Source organism: Microbacterium sp. UBA7513 (genome assembly GCF_002478345.1).
Classification (GTDB): Bacteria; Actinomycetota; Actinomycetes; order Actinomycetales; family Microbacteriaceae; genus Microbacterium.
In genome coordinates this window covers 118,658-139,480 of record NZ_DLNJ01000023.1, presented here as the reverse complement: position 1 = coordinate 139,480, position 20,823 = coordinate 118,658, and the positions used below count along the sequence as shown (strand labels likewise).

The window sequence follows — 20,823 nt, the reverse complement described above, 5'->3', positions numbered from 1 at the left end:
GCTGGAAAGGTGCCCGACCGCCTGAGCTCCCGACCGCTGCCGTCCTGGGTGGCTCCGGAGCGTCTCTTCCCGGCGCTCGCGGCGCGGCGGTCGGACGTGTTCTGGCTCGATGCGGGCGCTGACGCCGTCGAGGGATGGAGCTTCCTTGGCACCGGCGTCGCCGAACCGTTCCCGGAGGACGTGCGCCTGGATGCCGGGTCCGTCGAGGCGGGGATGCCGCCGTTCCGCGGGGGATGGGTCGGCTGGCGGGACTACGAGAGCGGAGCCGCGCGCGCGGGGGCGCCGGTCGCCATCGACCCGGAGCCGGAAGCCCGGACGTGGCTGCGCGTGACCAGGGCCGTGGCGTTCGACCACGCCGCGCACCGCCTGTGGCTTCTAGCCCCGGAGGAAGAGGGGGAGGGCTGGCTGGAGAGTCTCCTGGCCGCCACCAGTCTCGAGACGCCGACGCCGCGGGCAGTGGAGGACCGACACGTCGCCGAGGCCCGCCATACACCCGCCGCGTACGAGCAGCTCATCGAGCGCTGCCGTGACCTCATCCACGCGGGGATCGCCTATCAGCTCTGCCTCACGACGCGGTTCACCGTGCCAGGGACCCACGACCCCGTCGCCGTCTACGAGCGGCTCCGGGCGGCGACCCCTGCCCACCATGGCGGATTCCTGCGCATCGGGGGACGTGCGCTCCTCAGCGCCAGCCCCGAGCAGTTCCTCCACGCCGGCGGTGGGGTCATCCGCACCCGTCCCATCAAGGGGACCCGTCCTCGGGGCGCCGATGCCGCGACCGATGCCGCGCTCGCCGCAGAGCTCGCCGCGGATCCGAAGGAGCGGGCCGAGAACGTCATGATCGTCGACCTCATGCGCAACGACCTCTCCCGGGTGTGCGTGCCGGGGTCGATCCGGGTCGAAGGGCTCTGGGAGGTCGAGAGCTATCCGGCCGTGCATCAGCTCGTCAGCACCGTCAGCGGCACGGCCGCGGAGGGGACCACGGTCGGGGCGCTGCTGGAGGCGGCATTCCCCGCCGGAAGCATGACCGGAGCGCCGAAGCTGTCGGCGATGACGCAGCTGCACGAGCTCGAAGGAGGCCCGCGCGACATCTACGCCGGCTGCTTCGGCTACATCGGCGTGGACGGTGCGCTCGACCTCGCGATGGTGATCCGCAGCATCGTCGTGGACGAGGAGGCCGCGTTCGTCGGAGCCGGTGGCGGGATCACCTGGGGATCGGTTCCCGCAGCCGAGGCGCGTGAGGTCGCCACGAAGGCACGCGCCCCCCTCGCGGCGCTCGGCGCGGAAATGCCCGCCACCTGGCGTTCCGATATCCTGAACTGATCCCGTTTTTCCCTTCAGATTGGTCGTGCGTTCGTTGTCCGAGAACATGTCCACCGCTCCCGTCGACGAGGAGTTCTCCTCGCCGCACGCCATCCAGGCCAAGTGGCAGAAGTACTGGGCGGAGCACGAGACGTTCCTCACGGGCGGCGACGAGGACACGCGGCCGCGGCGCTACGTGCTGGCGATGTTCCCGTATCCCTCCGGTGACCTGCACATGGGGCACGCGGAGAACTACCTGTACTCCGACATCGTCGCCCGCTTCTGGCGACACCGCGGTCACAACGTCCTGAACCCCATCGGGTGGGACTCCTTCGGTCTGCCCGCGGAGAACGCCGCGATCCGCCAGGGCGCCGACCCGCGCGAGTGGACGTACCAGAACATCGCGCAGCAGAAGGTGGGCTTCCAGCAGTACGGCGTCTCGTTCGACTGGAGCCGGGTGCTGCACACGTCCGACCCCGAGTACTACCGCTGGAACCAGTGGCTGTTCCTGAAGATGTACGAGCGCGGCCTGGCGTACCGGAAGAAGAGCCCGGTGAACTGGTGCCCCAACGACCAGACGGTGCTGGCCAACGAGCAGGTCGTCGACGGGCGCTGCGAGCGCTGCGGCTACGAGGTCGTCAAGAAGAAGCTCACCCAGTGGTACTTCCGCATCACCGACTACGCGGACCGCCTGCTCGATGACCTGAACCAGCTCGAGGGGTTCTGGCCGCACAAGGTGCTGCAGATGCAGCGCAACTGGATCGGCCGCTCCGTCGGCGCCGACGTCGACTTCCGCATCGAGGGGCGCGAGGAGCCGGTGACGGTGTTCTCGACGCGCCCCGACACCCTGCACGGGGCGACGTTCTTCGTCGTCGCCCCCGACGGCGACCTGGCCGCCGAGCTCGCCGCCGACGCCGAGCCCGAGGTGCGTGAGCGCTTCCAGGCCTACCTGGCCGAGGTGCAGAAGACCACCGACATCGATCGGCAGTCCACCGACCGCCCCAAGACGGGCGTGTTCCTGGGCCGTTACGCGATCAATCCGGTCAACGGCGAGAAGCTGCCGATCTGGGCCGCCGACTACGTGCTGGCCGACTACGGCCACGGCGCCGTCATGGCGGTCCCGGCACACGACCAGCGCGACCTCGACTTCGCACGCGCGTTCGACCTGCCGGTCAAGGTCGTCGTCGACACCACTGCTCCGGTCACCGGTGCCATGCCGGTCATCGAGGTGGACGAGGACGGCGTCCCGATCGATGCGGATGCCGCGCTCGACGAGCAGAACCCGGCGAAGACCGGCGTCGCGCTCACCGGCGAGGGGCGCATGATCAACTCCGGTCCGCTCAACGGCCTCTCGAAGCGCAACGCGATCGCGCGCGCCATCGAGCAGCTGGAGGCCACGGGGACGGGTCGGGCGGCGAAGAACTACCGCCTGCGTGACTGGCTGATCTCGCGCCAGCGCTTCTGGGGCACGCCGATCCCGATGCTGCACGCCGAGGACGGCCGGATCATCCCGGTTCCCGAGGAGCGGCTGCCCGTGAAGCTGCCGAGCGTGGAGGGCCTGGACCTCAAGCCGAAGGGGACCTCGCCGCTGGGCGGCGCGGAGAGCTGGGTGCGCACGACCGACCCGGAGACGGGCGACCCGGTACTCCGGGACCCCGACACGATGGACACCTTCGTCGACAGCTCCTGGTACTTTCTCCGGTTCCTGTCGCCGAACAGCGACACGGTGGCGTTCGACCCGGCCCAGGCGGCGCGCTGGGCCCCGGTGGACTCGTACATCGGCGGCGTCGAGCACGCGATCCTGCACCTGCTCTACGCCCGCTTCATCACGAAGGTCCTCTTCGACATGGGGCTGATCGACTTCACCGAGCCGTTCTCGAACCTGATCAACCAGGGCATGGTGCTGCTCGACGGACAGAAGATGTCGAAGAGCAAGGGCAACCTGGTGCTGTTCCAGGAGGAGCTCGACGCCCACGGCGCCGACGCCCTGCGCGTCGGTCTGGCCTTCGCCGGTCCGGTGGAGGACGACAAGGACTGGGCGGATGTGTCGACCACCGGCGCGCAGAAGTTCCTCGCGCGCGCCCTGCGGATCGCGCACGAGGTCGCGAGCCCGGTCGACGTCGTCTTCGACGGCGGCGACGCGGCGCTGCGCCGTGCGACGCACAAGCTGCTCGCCGAAGCGCCCGCCCTGGTCGAGCAGACCAAGTTCAACGTGCTCGTCGCCCGTCTGATGGAGCTGGTCAACGTGACCCGCAAGACGATCGACGGCGCTGCCGGTGCCGCCGACCCCGCCGTCCGCGAGGCGGCGGAGACCATCGCCGTCATGCTCGACCTGATCGCCCCGCACACCGCGGAGGAGATGTGGGAGATCCTGGGGCACGAGCCGTCCGTCGGACTCGTGTCGTGGCGCTCCGCCGACCCGGCGCTGCTCGTCGAGGACACCGTCACCGCGGTCGTGCAGATCGGCGGCAAGGTGCGCGCGCAGCTGGAGGTGCCGGCACGCATCGGCGAGGCCGAGCTCGAGGCGATGGCCCGGGCGGACGAGCGCGTCATCCGGTCGACCGGCGATCGCGAGATCGTCAAGGTCGTCGTGCGGGCCCCCAAGATCGTCAGCATCGTCGTCAAGGGCTGAGCCCTCGGCGTGCGAGGAGGCCGTGCGGGAAGGGATGATCCTCGGACCAGGCCCCGATCGGGAACGGCTGTCCTCCACGACGAGTCCCTTCTGCGCGTGTCTTCACGGTTGCTGTGCCCGGAGCCGAGAGGCGGTGGGCGCGGAGCTTAGGGTGACCGGATGACCTCGTCCCCGCCTCCGCCTCCTCCGGCCCGTCGGAGGTTCCGCCTCGGGCTCGGCGCGGCGGTCGTGCTGGCGATCGTCGCGCTCTCCACCGCCGTCGGCCTCGGCCTGATGCAGGGCCAACCGTCGTCCGTCGAGGCCGTTCCGCTTGCGGAGAGCTCCGCGTCGGTCGAGCCCGCGCCCGGGGAGATCTACGTGCACGTGCTCGGGGCAGTCGTGCGCCCGGGCCTGTACGTCCTGCGCACCGACTCCCGGGTCGTCGATGCTCTCGCGGCCGCCGGCGGGTCGACGGATGCTGCCGACCTCGCGGGGGTCAACCTCGCCCGACGTGTCGAGGACGGGGAGCAGATCCTCGTCCCGGTCGTGGGTGCCGTCACCGACCCCTCGGCTGCGCCTCCCGGCGACGGGACGGTCGATCTGAACACGGCGGATCAGGCCGCTCTGGAGGAGCTCCCGGGAATCGGACCGGCGCTGGCCGAGCGCATCGTCGCGTGGCGCGAGGACAACGGTCGGTTCCGCACGGTGGACGACCTCCTGGCAGTGCCGGGGATCGGGGAGAAGGTCCTGGAGGGGCTGCGCGACGCGGTGCGCGTGTGAGAGTCGCCTACCCCTGGGGATCGCAGGTCAGCGTGGCATCTGTGATCACCTGGGTCGCCAGCTCCCGCTCGGACTCAAGCGGATCGCGTCCGTCGACCAGGAGCTGAACGCTCTCATCGGACAACTCGGAGTCGTAGACGTACTGCCCGACGCAGGGATAGAAGTCCGGCATGTCGTCATAGGTCGTCAGGCCGTTCGACCGGTTGATCTCCTCCGCGGACGCCCCGATCTCCTCGGGCGTCGGACGGCTCTCACTGGCGCTGCTCGGCGCGTCGGATGGCTGGGCGCTGGCCGAGGGAGCGCTTTCGGCGGGCAACGCGCCGTTCAGCGCCGAGGAGGCCAGCACGAGCGACACGATGAGCACGATGACCCCGATCACGGCGCCGACGACCGACACGACCATGCCGACGATCGACGGCCACTTCGCGGCGCTTTTCGTGAACAACCCGACCAGCGACACGACGAACCCGGCGAACAGGATCACCGCGCCGACCACGAACAACACGGGGATGAAGGCGAGAATGGCGCCGAGGACGGCCAGGCCCAGCCCGATGAACCCGAGGACCGGCGCCGGCCGAGAAGCAGCGTCAGGGACCTGGTGCGCCGGGGCGGCCGACCCGTATGTCGGCGCCTCGGGATGAGGCGGCGAGGGATTCGTCGGAGCTGAAGTGGGAGCGTACGCGTCCGTCCACCGTGCTCCGTCCCACCACCGCTGGCGCCCGGAACCATCGTCGTACCACCCGGCCGGGACACTCATGCGCTCTCCTCCTCGTTGCGGCAGCGTCTGCCGCGCGCGAGTACCCAGGCTACCCAATCGCCTCGGACGAGGCCGTCACCGCGTCGGTCGCCTCCGACGCCGGCGGTCTCTGCCATCGGAGAAGTGCTCCTCCACACCCTGACTTCCAGGGTCGTTGTCCTCTGCTCCTGCGGCGGCGGTCGCGGCGGGCGGAGCGGGAGTCAGCGCGACTCTAGCGTGATCGGATGCATGAGCTGCCGTGTTCGTCCCCGGGGTCCGAGTGGGGATCCGCGATGACGCGCGACCTTCGCCTGCTGCCGGTGGCGCTCGGTGCCTGGGGTGTGGCCCTGGTCTGCGTGTTCCTGCCGGGAACGGCGGGGTGGCTGGTGGGGGGATGCCTGGCAGCCGCGGTGGTCATCGGCGCCGCGCTCGCGATCCGGCACCGCGCAGTCGCGACGATCGGGGGACTGGTCATCGTGGTGCTCGCGACAGCGGCAGCCGTGGCGTTCACCGTCCTCGTACAGTCCGCGGACCGTGACGCCGTGCACGCGTGGGGAGGCAGAGCCGTCGAAGCGGCGGGGCAGGTGTCGTCATCGGCGTCCGTGGGACGCGATGGGCGTCTGTGGATGGACGTGCAGCTGCGCGGCATCGGTGCGCCCGGAGCCGTGGCGCCGGCGGCCGGTCCAGTGCGCATCGGCATCGAGGAAGGGGAGGGGTTCGTCCTCGGCGCGCAGGTGCGGGTGACCGGTGAGAGTGCGGAAACGGATCCGGGGGAGCGGGCAGCCCTCGTCGTCTTCGTCACCGCCGGAACGGTGGAACAGTCCGCACCCGGCGTCTTCGGATTCGCAGCCGACCTCCGCCGTTCGTTCGTCGAGCGCGCGACGCGGCTCCCCGAACCCGGCGCCGGACTCCTCCCGGGGCTGGCGGTGGGCGACACCACCGCCGTGCCCGTCGCCGTCGACGCCGACATGCGCACGAGCGGTCTCAGCCACCTCACCGCCGTGTCCGGGGCGAACTGCGCGGTCGTCGTCGCTGCGGTGTTCGGGATCGTGGCGTTGAGCGGTGGAACGCGAGCGCTGCGGGTCGTGCTCGCCGCCCTCGCCCTGGCGGCCTTCGTCGTGCTCGTGACGCCGGAGCCGAGCGTCATCCGGGCCGCCACGATGGCCGCGGCGGGCATGCTGTCGATCCTCGTCGGGCGGCCGAGCGCAGGGGCCGGAATCCTGGCCCTGTGCGTGGCCGTGCTCCTCGTCGCCGATCCCTGGCTCGCATCGACGCCGGGATTCGCGCTGTCCGCGGTGGCCTCCGGGTCCCTCATCCTGCTGGCCCCAGCGCTGGCGAACGGGATCGGACGCTGGCTACCCGGTCCGCTCGCCCTGGCGATCGCCGTGCCCCTGGCGGCGCAGCTCGCGTGCGCGCCCGTGATCGCGCTGTTCGCGGAGCAGCAGTCGCTCGTCTCGGTCGTCGCGAACCTCCTCGCCGAGCCGGCGGCGCCGATCGCGACGGTGATCGGGCTCGTCGCCTGTCTCGCTGCGCCTCTCCCACCCGTCGCGGATCTGCTCGCGGCGTGCGCCTGGCTGCCGTCTGCGTGGATCGCGGCCGTCGCCCATGTCACTTCCGGGCTCCCTGGCGCTCAGGTGCTCCTCCCCGCGGGGCTCGGCAGCGCTGCCCTCGTTGCGCTGGTGACCGTCGCGATCGCCATCGTGTGCTGCCGCGGAAGGCCGGGCCCCCGGGGGGTCGCGCGCCCGGACGTCGTGACGGTGCGGTCTCGTCCGCCGGGGCTCTCGACGTCCGGCGGCGTCCTCACCATCGTCCGATGCGTGGCGGCCGGCGTTCTCATCGTTGTGGCGTCCGTCGGTGCTTCCCGCGTGCTGGTCGACGGTCCGCTCGCCCCGCTCGTGACGCCGCACGGGTGGGTGATCGCCGCATGCGACGTGGGCCAGGGCGATGCGATCCTGGTGCGTTCGCAGGACGCGATCGCGCTCATCGACACGGGACCGGACGCGGGTGCGCTCGATGCCTGCCTCCGCTCGCTGAGCATCGACCGCATCGATCTGCTCGTGCTCACGCATTTCGACGCGGACCACGTCGGGGGTGCGGCCGTGCTCGAAGGGCGGGTGGGTACGGTGCTGCACGGACCGCCCGCCGATGACGCCGATACGCGCGTGCTCGACGACCTGGCGCGGGCGGGCGCTGCCCTCCGTCCGGTCGGCGCCGGGGACCGGGGCGCTCTCGGCCAAGCGTCGTGGCGAGTGCTCTGGCCGCGGAAGGACAGCGTCGCCTTCCCACCGGGCAACGATGCGAGCGTCGTCACCGAGTTCGCCGGGGGAGGAGTGCCCCGTGCCCTGTTCCTTGGCGATCTCTCCGCGGCCCCGCAACGTGCGCTGCTCCGCGGTACGCCGCTGACACGATACGACGTGCTGAAGGTCGCCCACCACGGCAGCGCTGACCAGGAGCCGGCCCTCTACGAGGCTCTGCAGCCGAGCGTGGCGCTCATCACGGTCGGCGCGGAAAACGACTACGGGCACCCGCGTCGGGAGACCCTCGATCTTTTGTCGGCGCTCGGCGCGCAGGTCTACCGCACCGATCACGACGGCCGCACGCTGCTCGGCGTCGAGGACCATGCCCTCCGCGTCTGGACCGATGGCGCGCCGCCCTGAGTCGGGTGTCCGACACCGCCGGTAGGCTGGTCCCATGGCAGCTTCCCGTCCTCCCTCCCGCGGCGGCGCGAAGGCCACGAAGATCCCGCAGGTGTCGTGGCGAGAGCCTCACCCCGCGCCGCTGGTGCTCGTCTCGGGCCCGGAAGAGGTCTGCGCCGAACGCGCGATCGCCGGGGTGCGCGACTACCTCCGTGCCGAGGATCCGGCGCTCGAGGTCAGCGACGTCCGTGCCGACGACTACGCTCCCGGCACGCTGCTCTCCCTGACCTCGCCGTCGCTGTTCGGAGAGCCGCGACTGGTCCGCGTGTCCGGCGTGGAGAAGTGCTCCGACGCGTTCCTCCAAGAGGCCATCGGGTATCTGGAGAACCCGCAGGAGGGGGCGACCGTCGTCCTGCGGCACACCGGAGCCAGCGTCCGCGGGAAGAAGCTCCTCGACGCCCTCCGCGCGGGGACCGGCGGCGGGATCGAGATCGCCTGCCCCGCCATCAAGCGCGACGGCGACCGGGTCGACTTCGCGGCGGGGGAGTTCAAGGCGGCCAAGAAGCGCATCGCTCCGCCGGCACTCCGAGCGCTCGTCTCGGCATTCGCCGACGACCTCACCGAGCTCGCCGCTGCATGTCAGCAGCTCATCGGCGATGTCGACGGCGACATCACCGAAGAGGTCGTCACCAAGTACTACGGCGGCCGGGTCGAGGTGTCGGCGTTCGTCGTCGCCGACACCGCCATCGCTGGCCGATACGGTGAGGCTCTCGTGGCGCTCCGCCACGCCCTGTCCTCCGGCGCAGACCCGGTGCCGATGGTCGCCGCGTTCGCGATGAAGCTGCGCACGATGGCGCGCGTCGCCGGCAACCGTGAACCCAGCAGGCAGCTCGCCCAGCGCCTCGGGATGAAGGACTGGCAGGTAGACCGCGCGCGCCGCGACCTGGCGGGATGGAACGAGCGCTCCCTGGGAATGGCGATCCAGGCGACTGCGCGCGCCGACGCCGAGGTCAAGGGTGCAGCGCGCGACCCCATCTTCGCGCTTGAGCGCATGGTGACGGTCATCGCCACCCGTGAGCCGTTCGGGGGCTAGGGCTCTCGCCCCCGGAAAGCAGAAAGCCCGCCTCACGAGGAGACGGGCTTTCCGGAAGTCAGAAGCTCAGAGAGCGGCGACCTGCTTGGCGATCGCCGACTTGCGGTTCGATGCCTGGTTCTTGTGCAGCACACCCTTGCTGACGGCCTTGTCGAGCTTGACCGAGGCCTTCTTCAGGCTCTTCTCTGCTGCGGCCTTGTCGCCGGCGGCGACGGCCGCGCGGGTCTGGCGGACGAGAGTCTTCAGCTCGCTCTTCACGGCCTTGTTGCGCGCGTGAGCCTTCTCGTTGGTCTTGTTGCGCTTGATCTGCGACTTGATGTTTGCCACGTGTGGACGCTTTCTGTACAGGAGTTATTCGGAGTGCCGGCAGCAGAAGAGGGCTGCTGCACGGCGGTCGTGAGGGAAGAACCCACACGCAAGCCAAGAGTCGAGTCTACCAGCACCGGACCGGATCGTGTGAAACGGCGCCGTCCCGGCGAGACGCCGTCGCGCGGAGGGTGGGACCGGGTGCAGAATCATCCTCAACGACGATGACGTCAAGGAGCCCGATGACCCCCCTCAGCACCGACCCGACCGCGCGTGCGCGGCTTCGCTGGTCCGCCGCCACCTCAGCCATCCAGATCGAGGGTTCCCGCCGTGCAGACGGAGCGGGCCGGTCGATCTGGGACGACGAGATCGCGAAGCCCGGACGCATCCGCGACGGCTCGACGGCGGAGCCGGCCTGCGACAGCTATCGCCGTGTGGCGGATGACGTCGCCCTGGTGGCCGGTCTCGGACTCGACCGGTACCGGTTCTCGATTCCGTGGGCGCGCGTGCAACCGGACGGACACGGACCCGGGAACGTCGCGGCACTGGACCACTACGCCCGCGTCGTCGATGCTCTGCTCGAGGCCGGAGTCACACCCTTCCCGACGCTCTATCACTGGGAGCTGCCGAGCCCGGTCGAGGCCGACGGCGGCTGGCTCGCTCGCGACACCGCCGAACGCTTCGGGGAGTACGTCGCCCTCGTCGCCGCCCGCCTCGGAGACCGGGTGTCGTCGTGGTACACGCTGAACGAGCCTGCCATGACCACCCTGCAGGGCTACGCGGTCGGCGCGCTCGCACCAGGCAGGCAGCTCTTCTACGGCGCGCTTCCGACCGCGCACCATCAGCTGCTCGCCCATTCCCGAGCCGCTGACGTGCTGCGAGACCAGGGTGCGGAGAGCGTGGGGCTCGTCAACAACCACACCTGGGTCCTGCCGCTGCGGGACACCGAAGAGGATCATGCCGCAGCCGCGGTGTACGACCTCCTGCACAACCGGCTGTTCAGCGAGCCGCTGCTCTCCGGGACGACACCGGATCTGGAGGCGCTCGGGCTTCCGCCGCTGCCCCTCCTCGGCGACGACCTCGCACGCATCGCGGGATCGATCGACTTCTATGGCGTGAACTTCTACAACCCGACGACCGTCACCGCCGCGAGTCCCGGGAACGACATCCCGTTCGAGATCGTGCCGACACCCGGAGTCCCCGTCACCGGGTTCGGACCCGAGTGGCCGATCATGCCGTCCGCTCTGCGTGATCTCTTGATCGATCTGCACCGCCGCCACCCGGGCATGCCTCCGATCATCATCGGAGAGAACGGAGCTTCCTTCCCGGAGCCCGACGTCGCCGGTCCTGTGGAGGACATCGACCGGATCGCCTACCTCTCCGCGCACATCGACGCGGTGGGCGAGGCCATCGCCGCCGGCGTCCCCGTCGAGGAGTACACAGTCTGGTCGCTGCTCGACAACTGGGAGTGGATGGACGGCTACACGCAGCGGTTCGGTCTCGTGCACGTGGACTTCTCGACGGGGGAGCGGATTCCGAAGGCCTCTTATGGCTGGTATCGGGAGCTCGTCGCGGGCGCTCATGCGGCCCGCACCGCCGGGGCGGCACGCGCATGAGCGGGGCCCCGGGCATCGCCACCCGCAGGGCGGGCCTGCGCTGGATGTCGTTGTTCACCCTCGCCTGGCTCGCCATCTGGACCGTCCAGCTCACCCCGGTCCAGCTCCTTCTCCCGCTGCAGCTCGACACTCCTGAGGACGACTGGATCCGTGGCGTCGTCTCCTCCGGGATCGTGCTCGGAGTGGGTGGTCTCGCCGGCGTCGTCGCCGGGCCGCTCGCCGGAGCGCTCTCGGACCGCGCCCGTGCCGGCGCACACCGACGGCGGCCATGGGCTCTGGGCGGCGTCGCGCTCACCGCCGCGTGTCTCGTGCTCACCGGATTCGCCGAGGGGCCGTGGGCGGTCGGCGCCGGCTGGGTCGGCGTCTCGATCGGCGTCGCTGTCTCCTCCGCCGCGTTCACCGCGCTCATCGCCGACCAGCTCCCGACCACGCAGCGCGGCGCCGCGTCCGCCGCGGTCGGTTCGAGCCAGGCGGTCGGCATCGTGCTCGGGGTCGGCCTGGTCGTGCTGCTGGGCCTCGGTATCGTCGCCGGGTATCTCCTCCTCGCCGGCATCATCGCGGTGGTGGGCATCGCCGCGGCGCTGCTGCTGCCGGACCCGCCGAGCACCGATGCGCTGCGTCCGCAGCGCATCGGGCGTCCCCGGCTGGCGTCGCTCCGCGACCGCGACTTCGCCTGGATGCTCTCCGGTCGGCTCGTCACGAACATCGGCAACGCTCTCGGGACGGCCCTGTTCCTCTTCTTCCTCCTTCACGGCCTCGGCCAGGAGAGCACGACCGCACAGGACAACCTCCTTCTCCTCATCGTCGTCTACACCGTCTTCGTCGTGATCGCCTCGGTGATCACCGGGATCATCTCCGACCGCACCGGCGAGCGGCGTCGACTCGCTGTGGCGGCCACGGTCGTGCAGGCGGCGTCGGGCGTGGTAATCGTGGCTCTACCCACCTTCGAGATGACGATGATCGCCGCCGCGCTCATGGGCGTCGGCTACGGCACCTTCTCTACGGTGGGACTCGCGTTCGCGGCCGATCTGCTCCCGGATGAGCAGGACCACGCGCGCGACCTCGGCATCGTGAACGTGACCGCCGCCCTCGGCCAACTCATCGGACCCGTGCTCGGAGCGGGGCTCGTCGCCCTGGCCGGCGGGTTCTGGCTCGTCTTCCTCGCGGCGGCCGTCCTGTCGCTCGTCGGGGGAGGACTCACCGCGGCCGCGCGGCCTCGGGTGCTCTCAGCGTGACGCCCTGCGTTGCTCGATCGTCGCGATCGCGAGCGCGAGGACGGCGTTGAACACCCGCGGGCGCATGGCCGTGAGAAGGTGCGTGGTCCGCGGCACGACGATGAGCTCCGCCTCGGGGGCCAGACGCCGGAACAGGGGCTCGTTCAGCCGGAGCTGATCGTACTGGCCGTTCACGAACCACAGGGGCACCTCGATGCGGGGGACAGCGGCGGCGACGTCCAGGGCGGCGAGGCTGCGGAGCGTCTGGTCCTGGATGTCGAGCGCATAGCCGCCGGCGGCGAAATCCCCGCGATTCTCCTCGGGGATCGTCGCGGCGAGCATGCGCTGCGTCAGCCACATGCCACGGTCGGGCAGGGAGTCGACCGCACGGGCGAACAGGCGGTACGCGCGCAGTCCGGCGCCGCGGGGGAGCGAGGTGCATGCGGCGGCGACGAGTCCGTCGACGGGCGGAGGCTCCGCGCCACCGGTGTACGCCAGGGAGAGCAGCCCGCCCATCGAGTGCCCGACCAGCAGGACGGGGCCCCGCTCCGCGGCGGCGCGGACGGCGGCGTCGATCGTGTGCAGCGCCTCGTGGAGGGTGAAGTCCTCGGCCATCCGGCTGCCGTGGCCGGGAAGGTCGACGGCGGTGACGGGATGTCCGTGCGCCTCCAGGTACTCGATCTGCGACCGCCACATGGTGGCCGACGTGCGGATGCCGTGCACGAGGACGGTCTGGACGGTCACGCCTTCAGCATAGGGAAAGCGGGGCCGGTGGATGAACCACCGACCCCGCTTCGACACGAGATGTGTCAGAGGATGTTACTTCTCCCAGCCGACGTTCTCGACCGGCGTGATGCCGAACAGGTCGAGACCCACGTAGGGCTCCGGCGTCAGGTTGGCCAGACCCTCCTGAACCGTGTAGATCTGCGGGCCGTTGTACAGCGGGATGAGACCCCAGCGCTTGTAGATCTCGGGCTCGAGCTCCATGGCGGCCTTGGTCTGCGCCTCGGGGTCGCTCTGCGACTCGACCTTGTCCTTGATCTCCGCGTCGAGCTCGGCGTCACCGACACCCGACAGGTTCAGACCGGAGTCCGAGCAGTAGAGCTGGCAGAACCAGGCGGCACCGAACGGGTCGGACGAGGTGAAGCGGAGTCCGGAGACGTCCCAGTTCTTCGAGGTGTAGTCGTCGGAGAACTGGCTGGCGGGACGCACATCGACCTTGACGTCGATGCCGATCTCCTTCTCCTGCGCCTGCAGCGACTGCGCGAGCGCCTTGGCGGTCGCGGTGTCGTTCCAGATGGGGTAGACCACGGAGAGCTTGACGCCGTCCTTCTCGCGGATGCCATCCGAGCCTTCGGTCCAGCCGGCCTCGTCGAGGAGCTTCTTGGCGCCCTCGACGTCGAACTCCCAGCCGGCGGCCTTCATCGAGTCGGTGTAGCCGGGCTGGAAGGAGAACAGGGTGAGCGAACCGGCCGGGTCCTCTTCGTAGCCGAGGCCGTTCCAGGCGATCTGCTTCTGCTGGTCGATGTTGATGGCCTTGAAGAACGCCTCACGGACCTTGACGTCCTCGAACTGCGGCTTCGTCGCGTCGACCTGCAGGATGGTGTTCGCCGTCTGCTGGGCGCGGTAGACGACCGCACCGTCGACGTCCTTGACCTGGTCGATGAGCTCCTGGGAGCCCGTCTCCACCATGTCGACCTCGCCGTTCTTGAAGGCGTTGACGCCGGCCTGGCCGTCCATGCCCGTCATGGTGACCTTGTCGAGCAGCGGAGCGTCGCCCCACCACTCGGGGTTCGGCTTGAAGGAGATGTAGCCCTTGTTCGCGTCGAACTCGTCGACGGTGTACGGGCCGGCACCCCACTCCGGGTGCGGGTTGTCGATCATCGCCTCGTTGAAGACGTCCGGGTCGGCGAGGGCCGGGTGGATCACGCCGCCGTTGAACGGCATCTGCGGCCAGGCGAACTCGCCCTTGAAGGTCACGATGGCCGTCTTGGGGGAGTCGCCCTGCTCGACGGACTCGATCTCCTTGTAGCCATCGGTCGCGTTCGGGTTGAAGCCCTCGTCGTAGGAGCGGTTGGCCTTCCACGTGGCATCGATGGCGGTCCAGTCCATGTCGGTGCCGTCGTTCCAGTGGGCCTCGTCGGTGAACGTGAACGTCAGGACCGTCTTGCCGTCCTTGACCTCGTTCTTCCACTCCGACAGGTAGTTGTCGTTCTTGTACTGCGTGCCGTCCGGCTCCATCAGGATCAGCTGCGGCGTGTACCACGCGGCGATGCGGGCGGTGTCCGCGCTGCCGTCGCTGTTGAACGCGTTGAGCTGGTCGGGGACCTCGCGGATGGCGAAGTTGACTTCGCCGCCTTCCTTCAGGTTCTCGCGCGGCTGCGGGTTGTAGTTCGCCATTTCGACTTCGGCAGCTTCGCCGTTGTCGCCGCTGTTGCCACTGCCGCCGTTTCCGGCAGCGCACCCGCTGATCGCGAGTGCGAGAACGCCGGTGAATGCCAGCGCTCCCATCAGCTTGTACTGCTTCATGGTGCTCCTTTCGCCTTACGGCGTGTCATAAAGGGAAGAATAGTTCGAGCCTCATACCGGTACGCCGCCGTGCGGTGAATAGCGTCTAACCGTTATCGGACGGTGACCACCCTCGGCCCCGGCCGTGCCCGCGTCAGACCGTCGCCGGCTTCGTGCTGACCGTGTCGGGATCGAACACGACGCGCTGCCGCGTGCGCTCGATGTCCGGGTCGGGGACCGGGATCGCCGAGAGCAGAGCCTTGGTGTAGGGGTGCTGCGGATTGTCGAACACCTCGTCCACATCGCCGTGCTCGACGAAATCGCCGAGGTACATCACGGCGACCCGATCGGCGATGTGGCGGACGACGGAGAGGTCGTGCGCCACGAAGAGGTACGACAGCCCGAGCTTGACCTTGAGCTCATCGAGGAGATTGATCACGCCGGCCTGGATCGACACGTCGAGCGCGGAGACCGGCTCGTCGAGAACGACGATCTTGGGGTTCGTCGACAGCGCGCGGGCGATGCCGATGCGCTGTCGCTGACCACCCGAGAACGCCTGGGGGAAGCGATCGCGATGCGCCGGATTGAGGCCGACGAGATCCATGAGCTCACCGACACGACGGTGCACCTCGGCGCTCGGCGTTCCGATCGCGAGAAGCGGCTCCGCGATGATGTCGGCGACGGTCAGGCGAGGATCCAGAGCACCCATCGGGTCCTGGAAAACGATCTGGATGTCGCGACGCAGTGCGCGCTCGACCTTGTGGCTGCGGATGTCGTTGACACTCGTGCCGGCGATCACGATGTCGCCCTCGGTCTGCTTGACCATGTCCATGATCTGCAGCAGCGTCGTCGTCTTGCCGGAGCCGGACTCGCCGACGATGGCCATCGTCTCGCCCTCGCGCACGTCGAAGCTGATCCCCTTGATCGCGTGGACCTCACCGACCTTGCGCTTGAGGAACGCCCCCTTCAGAAGGGGGAACGTCTTGGTGAGGTTCTTCACCTCGAGCGTGATCGGCCGCTCCTCGCGGGGAAGGCGGGTGAGGTCGCTCTCGGGGACCTCGCGCACGGGGTACACCGGTAGCCCGCCGAGCATGCCCCCATCCTCGATCTCGTCCGCACGGATACAGGCCGCACGGTGTTCTGACACGCCTCCCGTGTGAACGGGGAGAAGCTCGGGCTCCTTCGCGCGGCAGGCGTCGATCACGATGGGGCAGCGGTCCGCGAACGGGCACGCATCGGGCAGGTCGATGAGCAGGGGCGGGTTGCCCTTGATCGGGGTCAGGGGCTCCTTCTCGGCCTTGTCTACGCGCGGGATGGCGCCGAGGAGTCCGATCGAGTAGGGCATCCGGGTCTTGTGGAACAGCTCCCTGACCGGGGCCTGCTCGACGGGCTTGCCCGCGTACATGACCATGACGTCGTCGGCGGTGCGGGCCACGACACCCATGTCATGCGTGATCATCATCACGGCCGCGCCGGTCTCGTCCTGTGCCTTCTCGATGAGGTCGAGGATCTGTGCCTGAATCGTCACGTCCAGAGCAGTGGTCGGCTCGTCGGCGATGATCAGCTTGGGGTCGTTCGCCATCGCGATGGCGATGACGACGCGCTGGCGCATGCCTCCGGAGAACTCGTGGGGGAAGGCCTTCATGCGCTTCTCCGGCTCCGGGATCCCGACCAGCTTGAGAAGGTCGATGGCCCGGGCGTTGGCCTCCTTGCCGCTCATGTTGCGGTGCACGGTCAACGCCTCGATCAGCTGCGTGCCGATCGTGTACACGGGAGTCAGCGAGGTCAGCGGGTCCTGGAAGATCATCGACAGGCCGTTGCCGCGGATCGTGGAGAGCTGCGCGTCCGTCTTGCCGATCAGCTCCTGGCCGTCGAACATGATCGAGCCCGACACCTTGGCGTTCTCGTCGAGCAGGCCCATCACCGCCAGGGAGGTGACCGACTTGCCCGATCCGGACTCTCCGACGATGCCGAGGGTCTTTCCGGCCTCGAGGTCGAAGGAGACGCCGCGGACGGCGTGGACACGACCGGCCTCAGAGGCGAAGCTGACGTTGAGGTCGCGGACGGAGAGGATGGGGCTCATGCGCGGCCTCCAGCAGCCGAGGTGGGATCGAGGGCATCACGCAGACCGTCGGCGATGAGTGCCATCGACACGGTGAGCAGAGTGAGGACGAGGGCCGGGAAGTAGAACAGCCACGGCGAGCTCGTGATGGTCGTGCTCCCCTCGCCGATCAGGGAGCCGAGGGAGACATCGGGGATCTTGACGCCGAAGCCGATGAACGACAGGCCAGTCTCAGTCGTCACGGCGGCGACGATGCCCAGGGTGAAGTTGATCACCAGCAGTGATCCGATGTTGGGGACCAGGTGCCGCAGGACGATGCGTCCGCCACGGACCCCCATGTAGCGCGCGGCCTGCACGTACTCGCGTTCGCGGAGCGAGAGCGCCATCGTCCAGATGATGCGCGCGGGGAAGAACCATCCGACGAAGATCATCACCAGGGCGATGACCCACCAGACGCCGCCGGAGTCGTTCGAGACGACCGACAGGATGAGGAAGGTCGGAACGACCATCATGAAGTGGATCACCAGAAGAGCGATGCGCTCGAACCAGCCGCCGAAGTAGGCGGCAGCCGTGCCGACGAGTGCCGAGAGGATCGTCGTGCCGAGAGAGACGGTGATGGCGATCATGAGCGAGCGCTGCAGACCGACAGCGGTCTGCGTGTACGTGTCGTTGCCGGCGCCGTTGGTCCCGAACCAGTGGTCGGCCGACGGGGGCGAGCTCAATGCCAGGAAGTCCATGTCATTCACCGCGTAGCGCGACAGCAACGGTCCGAGCGTCGCGAAGAGGATCAGGACGAACAGCACGATGATGCCGCCGACAGCGGGCTTGTTGCGCAGGAACCGACGCGTGTACAACGTCCACTTCGAGAGCGACTTGTCGGCGGGCTGCGGAGGCCCGACAGGCGGCTCGACGAGGGGATCGATCATTTCCGTGGTCATTTTCAGCTCACCCTCACTCGCGGGTCGAGGATGACCACGATGATGTCCGCCAGCACGGCGCCGATCGCGGTCAGAACGGCGCCGAACGCGGCGACCGCCACGACACCGTTGATGTCGTTCTGGTTGATGGTGTCGAGGAAGTAGCGCCCCATGCCCTGCCAGGCGAAGATCGTCTCCGTCAGGATCGCGCCGGTGAAGATCGTCGGGATCGTGAAGGCGACCTGGGTGGCGACGGGGATGAGAGACGTGCGGAGCGCGTGCTTCCGGATCGCCTGGGCCTTCGTGAGCCCCTTGGCGCGCGCCGTGCGGACGTAATCGGCGTTGATGTTGTCGAGCAGCAGGGAGCGCTGAAGGAAGTGATACTGGGCGTAACCGACCAGCACCAGAGCGATCGTCGGCAGGGTGACGTGCTGGAGCGCATCGATGATCGTGGGGAAGAAGCCGGTGACCCCGGGACTGGAGGAGCCGGTGACGTAGAAGATGCGCACGCCGGTCGCCTCGTTGAGGGCGATGGCGAGGAGCACCACGGCGAGACCCGCCACGATGATGTTGATGTTCATCGTGATGATCGAGGTCGCCTGGCCGATGCGATCGGCGAGCTTGTACTGACGAGAGGCGGTGTACACGCCCAGCCAGACGCCGAGGACGGCGGCGATGATCGTGGCTCCGAGGACGAGCTCGGCGCTGACCCACATGCGATAGGCGACCTGCTCGTTCACCGACTGCCCCGTCGGGCTGACGCCCCAGTCCCATCGCAGCAGAATCCCCGAGAACCAGGTCCACCACCGTTCGATCAGCGGGACGGTGTCGCTCAGGTTGCGGGGGATGAGGACGTTGTCGATCTGCTCAGGACTGAGCGGAGGGCGACGACCCACATAGTTGCTGCGCGGATCGAGGAAGCCCCACGCGAGGAAGTAGGTGAGGTTCGTCGCGACCACGATCATGAGCAGCCAGCCGAGGGCACGGCGCGCGAGGTACTTGATCAAGGGGGATTTGTCTTTCTCTTCTCCAGACGCGCTCGGGGTCTGCCGACGCAACGCTGAGCCGGGCGGATGATCGGGTTTCATCCGCCGTTCCGCGCGACGCGACAGCCCTCACGGAGTCTGTGACGGAGTCGTATCGCTTACGGGATCCGGTGTCACGGATTGATCCCGGGCAACTTCGGGAGACTATCACCGATACGCACGAATGGGGATTATGAGGACCCTCACCGTAGAATCGACGGGACATGTCCCCACGCGCTCTCACCCCGCTTCAGCCTGCCGCGACGCCGGCTGCGCAGATCCGTAACTTCTGCATCATCGCCCACATCGACCACGGCAAGTCGACCCTGGCCGACCGCATGCTCCAGATCACGGGCGTGGTCGCGGAGCGGGACATGCGCGCCCAGTACCTCGACCGCATGGACATCGAGCGGGAGCGGGGCATCACGATCAAGAGCCAGGCGGTCCGGATGCCGTGGGCTCTGGGTCAGGCGCAGGGCCCGGACGAGGTGTTCGCGCTCAACATGATCGACACCCCCGGTCACGTCGACTTCACGTACGAGGTCTCCCGGTCGCTGGCCGCGTGCGAGGGGGCCATCCTCCTCGTCGACGCCGCGCAGGGCATCGAGGCCCAGACGCTGGCCAACCTCTACCTCGCGCTGGAGAACGACCTCCACATCATCCCCGTCCTCAACAAGATCGACCTCCCCGCGGCCGACCCCGAGAAGTACGCGAAGGAGCTGGCCTCTCTCATCGGGGGCAAGCCGGAGGACGTGCTGCGTGTCTCCGGGAAGACCGGCATGGGGGTCGAGGATCTCCTCGACCGGATCGTCGAGGAGATCCCGGCTCCGGTGGGCGACGCGGACGCACCCGCGCGGGCCATGATCTTCGATTCCGTGTACGACGCCTACCGCGGCGTGGTCACCTACGTGCGGATGGTCGACGGCAGCCTCTCGCCCCGGGAGCGCATCCAGATGATGTCCACCGGTGCGAACCACGAGGCCCTCGAGGTCGGCGTGTCGAGCCCGGAGCCCACCCCGACCAAGGGCCTCGGCGTCGGCGAGGTGGGCTACCTCATCACCGGCGTGAAGGACGTGCGGCAGTCGAAGGTCGGCGACACGATCACGAACGCGCGCAAGCCCGCGGCGGAGGCGCTTCCCGGCTACACGGACCCCAAGCCGATGGTGTTCTCGGGCATCTACCCGATCGACGGCAGCGACTACGCCGAACTGCGCGAGGCGCTCGACAAGCTCAAGCTCTCCGACGCCTCGCTGCAGTACGAGCCGGAGACCTCGGTCGCCCTCGGCTTCGGATTCCGCTGCGGCTTCCTCGGTCTGCTGCACCTGGAGATCGTGACCGAGCGCCTTTCGCGGGAGTTCGGCCTCGACCTCATCACCACCGCCCCGAGCGTGATCTACGAGGTCGTCACGAGCGACACCGGCGAGACGGTGACCGTGACGAACCCGAGCGAGTACCCCGACGGCCGTATCGGCTCGGTGTCCGAGCCGATGGTCAAGGCGGCGATCCTGCTGCCGAAGGACTACGTCGGCACCGTCATGGAGCTGTGCCAGTCGCGGCGCGGCACGCTGCTCGGCATGGAGTACTTCTCGGAGGAGCGCGTCGAGCTGCGCTACAACATGCCGCTCGGCGAGATCGTGTTCGACTTCTTCGACCAGCTCAAGTCCAAGACGCAGGGCTACGCCTCGCTCGACTACGAGCCTTCGGGGCAGCAGGAGGCCGACCTCGTCAAGGTCGACATCCTCCTGCAGGGCGAGAAGGTCGATGCGTTCAGCTCGATCGTGCACCGCGACAAGGCCTACGCCTACGGCACGATGATGGCGGAGCGGCTGCGCAAGCTCATCCCTCGCCAGCAGTTCGAGGTGCCGATCCAAGCCGCGATCGGTGCGCGCATCATCGCCCGGGAGACGATCCGCGCGATCCGCAAGGACGTGCTCGCCAAGTGCTACGGCGGTGACATCACCCGCAAGCGCAAGCTCCTCGAGAAGCAGAAGGAGGGCAAGAAGCGCATGAAGATGGT

Annotated in this window: 15 protein-coding genes and 1 pseudogene; 8 read left to right on the top strand and 8 right to left on the bottom strand. The window is 68.8% G+C overall.

Features of this window, described 5'->3' with window-relative positions:
- Positions 1 to 9: 9 nt before the first annotated feature.
- The 3 genes from B2W79_RS13880 to B2W79_RS13870 all read left to right on the top strand — a co-directional run bounded on the left by B2W79_RS13880 (position 10) and on the right by B2W79_RS13870 (position 4,693).
- A complete protein-coding gene (locus tag B2W79_RS13880) occupies positions 10 to 1,323 on the top strand; it encodes an anthranilate synthase component I family protein (protein ID WP_071329527.1) in 1,314 nt (437 codons plus the stop codon).
- A gap of 46 nt (positions 1,324 to 1,369) precedes the next feature.
- Entirely contained in the window at positions 1,370 to 3,934 is a 2,565-nt protein-coding gene (leuS, locus tag B2W79_RS13875; RefSeq protein ID WP_143049303.1) for a leucine--tRNA ligase, read from the top strand.
- A 159-nt stretch (positions 3,935 to 4,093) separates the two neighbouring features.
- Positions 4,094 to 4,693, top strand: a complete 600-nt coding sequence (locus tag B2W79_RS13870) for a ComEA family DNA-binding protein (protein ID WP_071329526.1) — start codon at positions 4,094 to 4,096, stop codon at positions 4,691 to 4,693.
- Positions 4,694 to 4,700: 7 nt separating this feature from the next.
- Here the strand turns inward: B2W79_RS13870 and B2W79_RS13865 are convergent, their stop codons facing one another.
- Positions 4,701 to 5,189, bottom strand: a complete 489-nt coding sequence (locus B2W79_RS13865) for a hypothetical protein (protein WP_292790317.1) — start codon at positions 5,187 to 5,189, stop codon at positions 4,701 to 4,703.
- Between the two features lie 171 nt (positions 5,190 to 5,360).
- Positions 5,361 to 5,450, bottom strand: a pseudogene (locus B2W79_RS13860) (DUF2510 domain-containing protein); the annotation flags it as partial.
- A gap of 272 nt (positions 5,451 to 5,722) precedes the next feature.
- On the opposite strand from B2W79_RS13860, the gene B2W79_RS13855 reads away from it, so the two are divergent.
- Together B2W79_RS13855 and holA are read left to right on the top strand one after the other, a co-directional pair.
- Positions 5,723 to 8,086, top strand: a complete 2,364-nt coding sequence (locus B2W79_RS13855) for a ComEC/Rec2 family competence protein (protein ID WP_083391790.1) — start codon at positions 5,723 to 5,725, stop codon at positions 8,084 to 8,086.
- A gap of 34 nt (positions 8,087 to 8,120) precedes the next feature.
- Positions 8,121 to 9,158, top strand: a complete 1,038-nt coding sequence (gene holA, locus B2W79_RS13850; protein WP_071329524.1) for a DNA polymerase III subunit delta — start codon at positions 8,121 to 8,123, stop codon at positions 9,156 to 9,158.
- A gap of 66 nt (positions 9,159 to 9,224) precedes the next feature.
- Here holA and rpsT read toward each other — a convergent pair whose 3' ends face one another.
- A complete protein-coding gene (rpsT, locus tag B2W79_RS13845; protein WP_060921459.1) occupies positions 9,225 to 9,485 on the bottom strand; it encodes a 30S ribosomal protein S20 in 261 nt (86 codons plus the stop codon).
- A 221-nt stretch (positions 9,486 to 9,706) separates the two neighbouring features.
- Here rpsT and B2W79_RS13840 point away from each other — a divergent pair, with 221 nt between their 5' ends.
- On the top strand, positions 9,707 to 11,080 hold the full coding sequence (locus B2W79_RS13840; RefSeq protein WP_071329523.1) for a glycoside hydrolase family 1 protein: 1,374 nt from the start codon (positions 9,707 to 9,709) through the stop codon (positions 11,078 to 11,080).
- Positions 11,077 to 12,315 carry an MFS transporter gene (locus tag B2W79_RS13835; RefSeq protein WP_071329522.1) on the top strand — a complete coding sequence of 413 codons (1,239 nt, stop codon included), beginning with the start codon at positions 11,077 to 11,079 and terminating at the stop codon, positions 12,313 to 12,315. The genes B2W79_RS13840 and B2W79_RS13835 overlap by 4 nt, the downstream gene beginning before the upstream one ends.
- On the opposite strand, the gene B2W79_RS13830 is transcribed toward B2W79_RS13835, so the two are convergent.
- The 5 genes from B2W79_RS13830 to B2W79_RS13810 form a co-directional block, all read right to left on the bottom strand.
- The gene (locus B2W79_RS13830; protein WP_071329521.1) at positions 12,307 to 13,038 is read right to left on the bottom strand and encodes an alpha/beta fold hydrolase; all 732 of its coding nucleotides are present in this window, start codon (positions 13,036 to 13,038) and stop codon (positions 12,307 to 12,309) included. The genes B2W79_RS13835 and B2W79_RS13830 overlap by 9 nt on opposite strands.
- A 75-nt stretch (positions 13,039 to 13,113) precedes the next feature.
- Positions 13,114 to 14,823: an ABC transporter family substrate-binding protein gene (locus tag B2W79_RS13825; RefSeq protein WP_060921464.1), complete on the bottom strand. Its 1,710-nt coding sequence runs from the start codon at positions 14,821 to 14,823 to the stop codon at positions 13,114 to 13,116.
- Positions 14,824 to 14,956: 133 nt separating this feature from the next.
- A complete protein-coding gene (locus tag B2W79_RS13820) occupies positions 14,957 to 16,885 on the bottom strand; it encodes an ABC transporter ATP-binding protein (RefSeq protein ID WP_060921465.1) in 1,929 nt (642 codons plus the stop codon).
- Positions 16,882 to 17,802 (bottom strand): ABC transporter permease, encoded by a 921-nt coding sequence (locus tag B2W79_RS13815; RefSeq protein ID WP_060921466.1) that lies wholly within the window; start codon positions 17,800 to 17,802, stop codon positions 16,882 to 16,884. Before B2W79_RS13815 ends, B2W79_RS13820 begins: the two co-directional genes overlap by 4 nt.
- 2 nt (positions 17,803 to 17,804) lie before the next feature.
- On the bottom strand, positions 17,805 to 18,788 hold the full coding sequence (locus tag B2W79_RS13810; protein ID WP_071329520.1) for an ABC transporter permease: 984 nt from the start codon (positions 18,786 to 18,788) through the stop codon (positions 17,805 to 17,807).
- A gap of 242 nt (positions 18,789 to 19,030) precedes the next feature.
- Between B2W79_RS13810 and lepA the strand changes: the two genes are divergently transcribed.
- Positions 19,031 to 20,823, top strand: a 1,793-nt coding sequence (gene lepA, locus B2W79_RS13805; RefSeq protein ID WP_292790284.1) for a translation elongation factor 4, incomplete at its 3' end; no start/stop codon positions are given.